This is a genomic window from Aestuariirhabdus haliotis, from assembly GCF_023509475.1.
Taxonomy (GTDB): domain Bacteria; phylum Pseudomonadota; class Gammaproteobacteria; order Pseudomonadales; family Aestuariirhabdaceae; genus Aestuariirhabdus; species Aestuariirhabdus haliotis.
This window is the reverse complement of record NZ_JAKSDZ010000023.1, coordinates 16376-28155: the sequence shown is the minus strand read 5'-3', so window position 1 is coordinate 28155 and position 11780 is coordinate 16376. Positions and strand designations below refer to the sequence as shown.

Genomic DNA, 11780 nt, shown 5'->3' with positions numbered 1-11780 from the left:
CGCCCCATTAGAACCCGAAGACAATCTACCGTTTTACCGCATACGGAAACGTTCACGGTTCTTCTGCTTTTGCGCTTCGGCCTTGCGTATCAATACATACAAGACCCCGCTACCACCATGGTGTTGCTGAGCACTGTGATAAGCAAGCACCTGATCCATCTGGTGCAACCAGTGAGCAACATGACTCTTCATTCGGGCTGGATTTTCCGGATCACGCTCTCCACGACCATGATTAATGGTAACCGTACGAAGTCCATACTGATAGCAGTCGTGAATAAAGCGCTCCAGCTCGCGCTGCCCCTGCGCCAGGGTGAGCCGATGGAGGTCGATAGTCGCCTCAATCGGGTATTTGCCCAAACGCAGCTTACGGTATACCCCGTCCTGCAAACCTGGCCGCTTGAATTCCAGCACATCTCTTGGATGAACCTGGGCTACTACCGAGGATGACAACCCCATGCGCTGTTCTGGGGTACTCTGCGCATTCAGTTTGCGCGCCTGCTGTGCAAGGCTGGGGGATTTGGTAGTCTTGGACAAATGTGCCCGCTTAGTCTCCAAAGGTGCAACATCAGACACCTCTTGGGAAAACAGCTCAGCATCATTACTATCTTGCATAACTACCTCCTCAATGCTTGCTTCCGCTTATGGAATAGGACACCAGAATGCAGAAATAATTAGCAACAAAGCCGAAATGGTACACCGCAGCGGCAATACCCGTCGAGACAGGTACTGCTATGAATTATAAATCGAGCAGGAAACAAATAACTCAACAGCTGACAGAATCATCGACGGTAGCTCAATCCTCGGCTGGATCCCCCCTGAAAAGGGCTGCACCTGGAGGTTGCATTCGGGCCCATCAAAACAACTACTCACGCAAGCCTTCGATGCGATCTTTCCCGACAGGGTGAGTGGAGAGATAGTCGCGCCAACCAGAAGTCTCTTCTTCACTTTCCTGCTTTGATATTTTTCCCTGCATATCGCCATGGGTATGGTTGCCTTCCAGTAGCACGATCATGTCGGCGAAATGACTGATTTCAATACCCTGGGCCTTCATCTCTGCCACGGCGAAACGGTCCGCTTCTCGCTCAAATTCACGGGAATAGGACAGCTCCAGCATCAGGGTCGGAGCCCCCACCAGTATCGAAGAAGCCGCATTCAGATCACCGGTAATGGCTACCAGCCCCAGAGCCAGGATGGAACTCTGCACCACCGAGCGCAGGGCATGCTGTCTGGCCAGGTGCCCAACCTCATGGGCCATAACCGCCCATAGCTGGTTATCATCCTCCGCCAATTCGACCAATTCATCGGTAAAAACAATCACTCCCGAGGGTAACGCAAGGGCGTTGGCACCCAAAGCGTTACCATGGCGAAACTCCAGCCGAATGGGCAATTCCGGATATCGTTCAATAATTGATGAAAAATGCTGCCTTAATGCTTCTTGTCGCTCGGGTGACAGCTGGCTCTCCGACAGAACCTGATCGTCCAGTAACTTTAACGTTCCCTTACCGATCATTTGTGACGCTTCTGGAGGAAGAGCCTGGGCCACCCAGCGAGCCGTCAGCGGAATACCATCACGAACCATCCAGAACGAAAACAGGGCAACAATGATGGTGCTAACAAACACGTACCGCCAGTGGCGTTCGAGACTGGAAACCCAACCAAGAGCGGGCTTCCGGCCATGTCGTTTGAGCATCTCATCTATGGTGTCATTGTCACTGGTTTCGAATTTGGCCCCGCTATCAAAATAAGCATAACGGGGTGTATCACCGAGCCGACTGCTGATTCGAACACAGCTGAGATCCATGGGTTCAATGAGCGCGCCCTGCCCTTGCAAAGGATGGCAAGCGAGTCGGCCTGTGCTGTCACAGACAACTCGGGCAGGGATCGCTCGGGAGCTGCGACCATCATAAAACAGCCCCTCTATGGAGATCATATAACGGAGAACTCCATATCGAACATTTCACCCATTTCTGCACCCAGCGCAGTAACACGTTCCTGCTCATCGGCAACAAACTCATCGAGGGAGCCGACCACTTCGAGCTGTAATGAATCCGCACGATACTGCGCCATTCGAACCTTGGCCCAGGGAATATAGATGCCGAAGGTCAAAAATATAGCCAGTGTATTTGTCGCAAAGATCCACGCATAGGGTTTTAACTCCAGTTCACTGTGAAACCGTAGTTGACCCAGATGGCTGAGGTTCATTACCAGATTACCTTCAAAGACTTTATAGGCGGCATAGATACCCAGATAAAGTAGCGCAAACGCGATTAGGCCCAACCCGGTAAGTAGTGAAGAAAGAATACCTGCGATCAAGCTAAACAAAATGATGGCGCCGACTAAACGAAGGAAAAAGCGATACCAGATGCTGGCGGCGCATTCGAATTCAAATTTGCTCGTACCGTAACTGCTGTGATTCACCAAAAAGTGCTTTTGCTTGTTCAAGGCATAAGGCATCAGCAATCCAAGGGTAAAGGAACCCGCCATCGGCCACAAAATAAAGGCTTTGAGCGCCTCAAACCAATGCGCCTGAAAATTAAAGCGCACATTTCGCCATGCACTATTTCGCGCATTAAAGGCGAGCGATCTCACGACTACCCAGGGAACGAGTGGTAACAACAGTAGAGGCAAAAAAACGCCAATTAGAGGAAAAAAGTGTTGTACAGCGGCAAAGACAATAAAGGCCGCAAAAGCGATCAAACGTCCCTTAAGAATGACAATCGGGTTCGCCAGATATTCGAAACTGCTGCCCTCTATCTGGGTGTGACCGTAAAAATACTGATTATTTCTCACCTTTGCCCAGGCAGAGTAAATACCCAGAGTCACGATACTGAGCAAAATATTTACGATCCAGATGCGAAAATATTCCGCGCCATTGCCAGTAAACTCGAAATCGACAAAGCGGGATTGGCCTTCAGATTTCGTTTTGGACCCTTCCTGGGCAGAGGCATCAATCGAACCAGAAGCGGATCTCTGCTTCGCTTCCGAACCGGATTGAGCCTTGACTCTGGGCTGAGCCTTCCCCCACACCTGTCCATCTTCAGGGGCAGACTGGGAACCACCCTGGCTTTCACGCCCATCTTCAGCAACAGATAAGGCGGCGCTATCACTAGTCGGTGTTACTGGCGTGCTTTCCTGCCCTGACTGAGCTGGGATTTTAGTCGCTTTCTGCTCCATCGGCTCTAATGACAGATTACCGAGCCCTGTCTGGGCTGCTGGCTGGATCTTGCGAAAGGAGAGATGAAATCCGGCCCGAGCGACCTTGATTTTCAATTGTTTCGCCTGATCCTTGCTCAGGCCCTTCTTGATGGCCATCGGAAGGCGGGAAAACAGCGCATCCCCAGCCGCCTTATCCAGCTTAAACAGTTTGGTGAAGTTTTCCCGGGCCTGCTTGGGATCTACCCCATCAAGCACCTTGCCATGAAATATCGCGTCGTACTGCTCAGCGTCCTGCATTCTGACAACTCCCGTCCATAGTCATTAAAAGACGAAGGCTATCAATATTGATCAAGGACCCGCAAGCGAAGAACGATAAGCAGTCGATGAAATACGATGATTTAACCTTTACAGACCAGCCAACTATTGCTGCAGCCGGTAAACCCAATTCGTCCGCAGATTATCGCAGACAATCAACTCAGCATCTAACGCCATACATTGCTTGAGTCCTTCAAACGCCGGATCTGCGCTTTTACCAACCATCAACTGACGCTTATCACGCTTGAGGTATTCAAACATGGTGGCGAAACGGCCACCAAAGTCATGACCTTTATCCTGCAGATCCACATAGGTGTAATAAAATCGTGAATAGCTCATGGTCGAGCCACCCAGGCCAATCTCCAGCATCTTTTCAATGTAATAGCGGTAGGATTTGCTCAAATAATGATCGCGGCCAGTACCCTCTTTAGACAATCGATTCTGATCCGGGAATTCGAAACCATTGTCATCTCCCAACACCCCCAGCGCCAGTTTACTGTTGGGCTGATCGCCCTGTAATTGATAGCGATTCACGCCGCAGTCAATCCTGCTCTTCTGGGGCTGATGACATCGGGTGGCTATCGATGCTGTCACATCAGGGGTCGGAAGCCCTGCCCTGCCATTATCGACAGGGTTCGTTTTGGCCATCGCCCTGGGCGAAGAGGCAGGGCGTTTAGTAACCTGATCGCCATTTTCTTGTGATGAACCTGGCGGCACCGATGACGTTGAGGATGGCTTCGACTCCCGGGCGCTTTTCGGCAATTCAATCCCCAATCGAGCCGCAGGGCGCTTCAACAGGAGCGCCTGGGTGGTTGCTGTGTTGCTTTGAAATTGGGCAAAGTCAGGAAGCCCCTTACCTTTCCCCTGATTTTTGATCTCACAATAGACCTTTTCATAGGGGGTCTTGGCCATTGGCATACAGTCTGCCCAAACCGGGGCGGCAAAACCAGCCAACAGCAGGTTCAGCAGTGGTAAAAACAGGTTCAATGATCGGCTAACGGATTTCATCCTCACAGCATACTCTACCAGCAACAGCACTCAACAGGGTTGCTGTCATCAGCCGATAGTTTTGTCGACTGGAGCTCACCTGCCGATCATCTTATTGAGACGTAGCAGCACTTCGTAACGAGAAGGAAACAAACGTGCGACGATATCCATAAAACGGGCATCTCCGCCAACCAGGATTCGAACCTTCTTCGCGAGAACCCCTTTAAGGATAATAGCGGCAGCATCCTCTGCACTGGTACGAGCAAGTTTCTCAAACTGCTGGTTAAAATTTTGCCTTGTTTGCTGCACATTCTCTTCGGCAATTTTGGCATTGGCTACGATCTGGGTACGAATTCCTCCAGGGTGCACACAGCTGACACCAACAGAGGTTCCTGCCAATTCAATGCGCATGGCTTCGGTATAACCACGCACCGCAAATTTTGAAGCATTATAGATACCCTGAGTGGGAAATCCGATGATGCCAAAAATACTGGAGATATTGATTAAATGGGCCTCTTCCGCCCGGCGCATTAACGGCAGGAAGGCCTTGGTGCCGTATACAACGCCCCAGAAGTTGATCCCCATCAACCACTCCATCTCCTCAATATCCATGGTTTCGATAGTATCCACCAAAGAGACACCCGCATTATTAAACAGCAGTTGGCAGCCCCCATGCTGCGCTTCCACCTCGGCCGCATAGGCTTCTACTTGTTCACGCCTGGACACATCCACCCGATGCACTGACACCCTGGCTCCCAACTCTTCGGCCCTGGCTCGAGTTTGCTCCAATCCCGGCTCATCAATATCAGCCAGCGCCAGTATTGCTCCATGCTCCGCCAACTGTAATGCCAACGCCCGCCCGATACCCGACCCGGCACCGGTAATTGCCGCTATTCGGTTATCAAAATGCTTCATCTTCATCTCCTTTTTATTATTCTTGTGAGGAATCCAGACACCAGTCAATGACTCGGATTAATCAGAGGTAGCCTTGGCCAGTTGAATCCTCTTGATCACACCACTGCTGGTAAGAATGATCCGTTGCTCCACCATCAACTGTACCCTGACAAAGGCCAAAGAACCTGTTCGGCGAATAAGCTCACAACGCCCCAGAATTCGCTCTCCTGCCACAGCTTTATCGACAAATTCATTATTACAGCTCAGCGTCAGGCAGCTTTCATTCGTTCCTGCGATGGCCGCAACGCAAAGGCTATAATCAGCAAACATCATTAAAACACCGCCATGAACCGTTTGCCCTGAATTACAATGATGAGGCTGGATGCGAAACGTGGTTTCGATGCCGTCATCGGTAAGGCGATAAAAAAAGGGGCCACTATGGTCTTCCGCCGCATCACCTTCCCAGTGCAAAAAGTCATGGGGTAAATCGTATTCCTTAGGATCCATTAAGGGTTCTCCTGCTTTTATTGCTGGCTATGCTCTGCCTTCTTTATTGGGCCGCGATGGTATGCCTCTTCGTGGTCAAATCGAATGCGATAAAAGTGCCTAGCACGACAAAAGCCTCCATCAATCAGGATTCCAACCAGACCGATCCAACCGGCGTATCCAGACAGGCCGATAGCGCCGGCGATTGAGCATCATGGATGGCTTCGATGGTCACCAGGTGATCGGCTTCGATGCGCCGCAATTCCTTGCGTAACCAGTCAGGTCGGTTGTGCCGTACTATTAACGAGGACAATGAGCAGCCAAGATCTTCCATCGCGTTGGCCGGATGGGGATCCGCGTGCCATTGCAACAAGGTTGGTAATAATCCAGCGGCGGGCAATTGGCCGTCTTGCGCAATGGTGATCTCCCAGGTGAGTGCATCTCGACTCATGGGCTCGATATTTCCATACAGATTTTCGACTATCGATTTTTGTACTGCCAGGTCGGGCACATTCAACGCCCAGGTATGCAATCGGGGGCCCTGCGCTAAGCGAGCCCGTACCAAAGCATCATCCAGGCCAAACCACCGGGGACGCTGGGGCGGTTGAGCATTTGGGTCTATGGCGATTACTTCTAGAAATAGTGCCTCGCCAATTCGCATCAGGTGATTGTGCGTGCCCATACGCGGATGCTTGCCACCGGCAGGAAGGCGTACCCCGAGCCGTTGCTGCAAATAATCGACGCCTTCCTCCAGGCTCTGTGCCGCCACGACAAGATGATCCAGCGCTGCTTTCATTGATCACACTCCTAATCGTTACGACTTGGAAAAAGCAAAGTCTTCAACCAGCCCAAGAAGCTGTTACCCTGCATCAGATAACGATCGAGCTGATCCATATTGTCATGATAATGTTCGGCATCGGTGAATAAACGCTCGCGCTTTAACATGCGACGTTCAGGGTCCAGTTTTTTTACCACAACGGCCGGATTTCCCGCCACAACCACATTAGCCGGAACATCCTTGACCACCACAGCTCCGGCGCCAACCACGGAATTATCGCCAATCGAAACGCCTTTACCTACCTGAGCTCGATGCCCTATCCAGACATTATTCCCAATGCTGATGGGTTTGGTGCAGCGAAACGGCCGCAATCGATTGTACAAACCGTGCCAGTCACTATCGGATATATAACAACCCGCTGCCAGCATGCAATTATCACCGACAGTAATCTGCTGGGCCGAAATCAACGTGGTTCCCGGTGAGATCAGACAATAATCACCAATTTCAATATGCCCATCCATCCCCTTGCCCCGCCAGGTCGTCAGCTGTATCGGCTGTTGTTGGCTGTTGATAAGGTGAGCGAAGTGTCCAATAGAGATATGCTGACCAAACACTCGCATACGATGGGGTTGAACCACAATAGGTGCCTGGCCCAGGGCATCAAATTGAGGCTGGAGAAAATGCCTCACATAACCGCGATTCAATTTGCCAAGCCAATATTTCAATCTATAAGGGCGATGTTCCCGTCTCACAGGATTCTCTCTTGCTATTCGTCGTCCGCGACAGGTAGTCTGCCCCAAACTCCAAGTGTTTATTGTTTATAAGGATGACCTCTATGCCCCTTACGTTGCCAGTCGATATCGATTCCATCAAGGGTTTCCTTGCACAGGATGAAGGAGAAACCCTTTACCAGCTTGCGGCAGAAGTTGCCAAACTAGGGCCTGTGCTTGAAGTCGGGAGCTACTGCGGCAAATCGACCCTGTATCTGGGCAGCGCCTGCAAGCTTCATAACAACACATTATTCGCCGTCGACCATCACCGGGGGTCGGAGGAGCACCAGCCCGGGGAACAGTATCATGACCCCGAACTGTTCGATGCCGGCGCGGGTTTGATGGACAGTTTCAGGTCACTTCGCCACACATTGCGTTCAGCCGATCTGGAACAAAATGTAGTGCCAGTAGTATCACCGTCAGAGATTGCCGCTCGTCACTGGCAAACCCCATTGGGGATGGTATTTATCGATGGAGGCCACAGCGAAGCCGCAGCTCAAACCGATTATCAAAGCTGGGCAAAACATGTAGTAAGTGGTGGAATTCTGGCGATCCACGATATATTTCCGAACCCTGCCGATGGTGGTCAGGCGCCTTACAACATCTGGAAGCGCGCCCTGAATTCAGGCCTATTTGAGGCGCTGCCGACCGTCAACACATTGGGTATCTTGCGGCGCCGGTAATAGATTCGCTGAGAGGAATAGGCGGGAGGCGGCAGTGTGTTCGGTTAGTGCATCAGCCGCTAGAAGAATCGCCCCCGCCGTCCAGGTCGTTTTCTCTTCGGGCCAAATGGCTTTGTCTACAAATTGGTAACCGGTCCAGTAACCACCGTCATTATCTCGCCATTGATGCAACCAGCTGTATAGCTTTACCGCCTGCGCATGATCACCGGCAGCCAACAGCGCCATCGTCAACTCACAGGACTCAGCCACAGTGACCCAGGGCTGATCACTCACGCAGCGGCAACCCAGATTAGATTCAACAAACTGATCCCAACGTGAAGTCAATCGCTTGCGCGCGTCCCTGGCAGAGTACAAACCAGCCAACACCGGATAAAACCAATCCATGGAAAAGCGAGACTTGCTCTCCCAGGTGCGATCAAAACGTTCAGGCTTATCCCGCAAGGCTTGCCCCAACATTTCGTAGGCGCGTCGCCAGCTTGCTGCGTCTTGTTCCAGAGTGGCCGCTATATTGATGGCGCATTCGATACTCTTGTAGATCGATGCGCAAGCGGTTACCAAGGCGTCAGGTTGACCTATGCCTTGCTCATCCACGGCCCAGTAAATGTCACCATATTCTGTTTGATAGGACAGGACAAAATCAATGGCACGTTGAACCATCGGATAGTACTGAACTAAAAAGGCCTTATCAGCAGATACCAGGTAATGGTGCCAGATACCGGTGGCAACATAAGCGACAAAGTTCGTTTCCCGTTGAGAACGATCATTCGGCATGGCGTCATAATAGGCTGCCCACCAGCTGCCATCGGCCAACTGCTGCTTGAATAGCCAGTGATAGGCGGCCTCCGCTGCCTGATATTCACCCGCTACGCTCAACCCCATCGCCGCTTCAACATGGTCCCAGGGATCGGTTTTGCCACCCTTAAACCAAGGAATACGACCATCACTCATTTGCACATCAAGGATGTAAGCCGCGCAATCACTCAAGTACTGCTGCGGATAGATACCTTTACTCAGGAATAAGCCATCCATCATGCAGACCTTTTAAAGTAAATGACAACGCTCTTTCCGAGCAGAGGATTAAGCAGGGTTTCCAGTGTACGCGTTAACCAGGGGCGTTGCATAAGATCCCAAACCAGCAAGCGGTGATATTGACGAATCAACCAGTTCGTCTCCTGCGCATCCCAAAACAGACATTTCAACCACCAAAAAGGGGCATGTAGCGCATGAGCCCAATGGCGTCGATAACAATGCAAACCCAGCAACTCGATATCCGCCTTCAGTTTTCCTGAGTCAAAGATACGAATATGACCTCCTTCAACCTGGTGATATTCGCGACTTAACCGCCAGCAAATACGTTCAGGCCAGGCGCGAGGAACACTCACAACCAACAGTCCATCAGGGCGCAACACTCGATTAATCTCCTGCAGCACGCCTTGATAATCGGGAATATGCTCGAGCACTTCAGAGCAGATAACATGATCAAAGCTGTTATCTGCAAAGGGCAAGTTCAGCGCATCACTGCAGACAAAATGGCAGTGACGCTGCTGAGAATTCTCTACCGGAAACGACTCATGTTTTTCCTGGGCCGCCCGCAAATCAGCCAGATTCAGATCCACCCCCACCACATCGACCAAGGCTTCATGGTAGGCACCAATGCTATGCCGACCTTCACCGCAACCCAGATCCAATACCCGGTCCCCCGGTCGCAGGTCAAGAGCGGAAAAATCAACCGTCAGCATTGGCAATAACCCGATAATAGTAATTACTGAACTGGATAGCCGCACGTTGCCAGCTGAAACGCTCGACAACTCGTGCACGGCCACGAAGCCCCAATTCTTTTCGCAACTCAGGGTCTCGTAGCAATGTCGCGATGCCATTTGCGAGTTGCCCGCTGTCGCCTGCTGGCACCAACATGCCAGCATCCCCTACCACCTCGGGTAATGCGCCACCATCACTGGAGATCACTGCGCAGCCACAAGCCATCGCCTCCCCTGCGGGCAAGCCAAACCCTTCGTAAAGCGATGGCGATATCGCTATGGCTGAGCGGTTATAGTGCTCCACCAATGCCTCAGTTGAAATGCCAGAGACAAAACGAACTGCAGAAGCCAGTTCAAGCTTGTCAATCAGACGAGCCGTGGTTCCCGAAGGCTGCAACTTACCAACCACCAACAGTTTCAGCTGCGGAAAATCCGGGCGCAGTTGTGCTAGCGCCTGCAGTAGAAAACGAAGGCCTTTTAACGGCTGGTCAGCGGATGCCGTGGTGATCAGTTGCCAGGGATCGACAGCAACCTCAGAGTTGGGGGTAAACGTTTGAGTATCGATGCCATTATGAATCAAATCGATGCGGCTCTGGCAGATGCCAAACGCTCCGGAAATATCCTGGCGAGATTGCTCAGATACCGTGACCACATTGGTTAATTGACTGACCACTTTCTCCTGCATACGCAAGAAGCTGTGCCAGCGTCGAACCAGTAACCGGAATTTCCAATTAGGGGCTGCATCCAATGCTAATTGACGATCTCGATGGATGGGGTGATGAATCGTTGTCACCACCGGGATTCCCCGGCGCTGCAAGGTCAACAACCCATAACCTAAGGATTGATTATCATGCACCAGATCATAAGGCTTGGCCGATGACCGAAGGTACTTGGCGACTCGCCGACTGAAAGTATAGGGTTCCGAGAATCCCCCGGTCAGCATCGAACACCACTCAAAAGTGTCGCTATAGGATCGCAGGTGTCTCCAGCGCAAGGCTTTCACATGGCTGTCACAGGCAAACAGATCCAGACTTGGTATACGAATCAGCCCAACCCGGGGATCCAGATCCGGATAGGGAGGCCCCGAAAGCACATCCACCTGATGACCAAGCTCCACCAGAGCCTTACTCAGAAACTTTAGATAGATCCCCTGCCCGCCGACAAAGGGATCACTACGATAGCCCAATAAGGCGATACGCAGGGGTCGAGAAATGGGCCGGGCTTCATGCTCGAAGGTGGCTTCAAATGCGGTCATAGAGGTCAATAATGGCCTGATATAAGAATCGCACTATTGAAACAGGGAGCTAGGACAGCATCAACCCGGATCAAGACAATTAGCTGCTTTTTCACGCCAAAAGAGCCCATACAACCATTATTCGAGCCAGGCTCTTATCGACCTGGCACGCCTATAAAAAAGCCAACCCCTTTCAAGTTGAGCTTTTGCTATGTGGCGCGCCCGGCACGATTGATTCTTAATGAACTCAAGACCATTAGGACACCCTTAGGGCTGCGTCGCTGCGCGACTGGGTCCAAATTCCCTTGAGGGAATTTGTCGAACCACGCTCTCATCGACCGGTCGCTTATAAAAAAACAGCCCAACCTTTTCGGGTTGAGCTGTTTTTACTAGGTGGCGCGCCCGGCACGATTCGAACGTGCGACCGCCTGGTTCGTAGCCAGGTACTCTATCCAGCTGAGCTACGGGCGCTAGGTATTGCTGCTGTATGCTATCCCATCTTATGAAAGTGGCGCGCCCGGCACGATTCGAACGTGCGACCGCCTGGTTCGTAGCCAGGTACTCTATCCAGCTGAGCTACGGGCGCTGCATACAGGCCGCGTACTATAGTGATTTCACCTACCAGAGTCAAATGCTCGATCGACGGTTTTTGGATACCTTGCTAGCCCCGTACTGGACCCAATCTGACTCCCTGATTCAAAAAGGAAACGGGGGCAGAAG

12 protein-coding genes and 2 tRNA genes are annotated in these 11780 nt (G+C 51.6%); 1 reads left to right on the top strand and 13 read right to left on the bottom strand.

Annotated elements, in window-relative coordinates:
* Nucleotides 1-33 precede the first annotated feature (33 nt).
* The 8 genes from smrA to MIB40_RS13025 form a co-directional block, all read right to left on the bottom strand.
* On the bottom strand, nt 34-612 hold the full coding sequence (gene smrA / locus MIB40_RS13060; RefSeq protein ID WP_249694962.1) for a DNA endonuclease SmrA: 579 nt from the start codon (nt 610-612) through the stop codon (nt 34-36).
* Between the two features lie 250 nt (nt 613-862).
* The gene (locus tag MIB40_RS13055; protein WP_249694960.1) at nt 863-1930 is read right to left on the bottom strand and encodes a M48 family metallopeptidase; all 1068 of its coding nucleotides are present in this window, start codon (nt 1928-1930) and stop codon (nt 863-865) included.
* Nucleotides 1927-3453 (bottom strand): YjgN family protein, encoded by a 1527-nt coding sequence (locus MIB40_RS13050; protein ID WP_249694958.1) that lies wholly within the window; start codon nt 3451-3453, stop codon nt 1927-1929. Before MIB40_RS13050 ends, MIB40_RS13055 begins: the two co-directional genes overlap by 4 nt.
* Before the next feature lie 123 nt (nt 3454-3576).
* Nucleotides 3577-4479: a hypothetical protein gene (locus MIB40_RS13045; protein ID WP_249694956.1), complete on the bottom strand. Its 903-nt coding sequence runs from the start codon at nt 4477-4479 to the stop codon at nt 3577-3579.
* Nucleotides 4480-4554: 75 nt separating this feature from the next.
* Nucleotides 4555-5373: an SDR family NAD(P)-dependent oxidoreductase gene (locus tag MIB40_RS13040; RefSeq protein WP_249694954.1), complete on the bottom strand. Its 819-nt coding sequence runs from the start codon at nt 5371-5373 to the stop codon at nt 4555-4557.
* A 57-nt stretch (nt 5374-5430) separates the two neighbouring features.
* Nucleotides 5431-5859, bottom strand: a complete 429-nt coding sequence (locus tag MIB40_RS13035; RefSeq protein ID WP_249694953.1) for a PaaI family thioesterase — start codon at nt 5857-5859, stop codon at nt 5431-5433.
* 124 nt (nt 5860-5983) lie between these two features.
* Nucleotides 5984-6634, bottom strand: coding sequence for a VOC family protein (locus MIB40_RS13030; protein ID WP_249694951.1), 651 nt, complete (start codon nt 6632-6634; stop codon nt 5984-5986).
* 11 nt (nt 6635-6645) lie between these two features.
* Complete coding sequence (locus MIB40_RS13025) at nt 6646-7254, bottom strand: acyltransferase (RefSeq protein ID WP_249694949.1); 609 nt, start codon at nt 7252-7254, stop codon at nt 6646-6648.
* Between the two features lie 197 nt (nt 7255-7451).
* On the opposite strand from MIB40_RS13025, the gene MIB40_RS13020 reads away from it, so the two are divergent.
* Nucleotides 7452-8069: a class I SAM-dependent methyltransferase gene (locus tag MIB40_RS13020; protein ID WP_249694947.1), complete on the top strand. Its 618-nt coding sequence runs from the start codon at nt 7452-7454 to the stop codon at nt 8067-8069.
* Here MIB40_RS13020 and MIB40_RS13015 read toward each other — a convergent pair.
* From MIB40_RS13015 to MIB40_RS12995, 5 genes are all read right to left on the bottom strand, one after another.
* Nucleotides 8016-9101, bottom strand: coding sequence for a prenyltransferase/squalene oxidase repeat-containing protein (locus MIB40_RS13015; protein ID WP_249694945.1), 1086 nt, complete (start codon nt 9099-9101; stop codon nt 8016-8018). The two genes, MIB40_RS13020 and MIB40_RS13015, sit on opposite strands and share 54 nt — an antisense overlap.
* On the bottom strand, nt 9098-9808 hold the full coding sequence (locus MIB40_RS13010; protein ID WP_249694942.1) for a class I SAM-dependent methyltransferase: 711 nt from the start codon (nt 9806-9808) through the stop codon (nt 9098-9100). Before MIB40_RS13010 ends, MIB40_RS13015 begins: the two co-directional genes overlap by 4 nt.
* A complete protein-coding gene (locus MIB40_RS13005) occupies nt 9795-11081 on the bottom strand; it encodes a glycosyltransferase family 4 protein (protein WP_249694940.1) in 1287 nt (428 codons plus the stop codon). The genes MIB40_RS13010 and MIB40_RS13005 overlap by 14 nt, the downstream gene beginning before the upstream one ends.
* A gap of 373 nt (nt 11082-11454) precedes the next feature.
* Nucleotides 11455-11531, bottom strand: a tRNA-Arg gene (locus MIB40_RS13000).
* Nucleotides 11532-11569: 38 nt separating this feature from the next.
* Nucleotides 11570-11646: transfer RNA gene (locus MIB40_RS12995), tRNA-Arg, on the bottom strand.
* Nucleotides 11647-11780 lie beyond the last annotated feature (134 nt).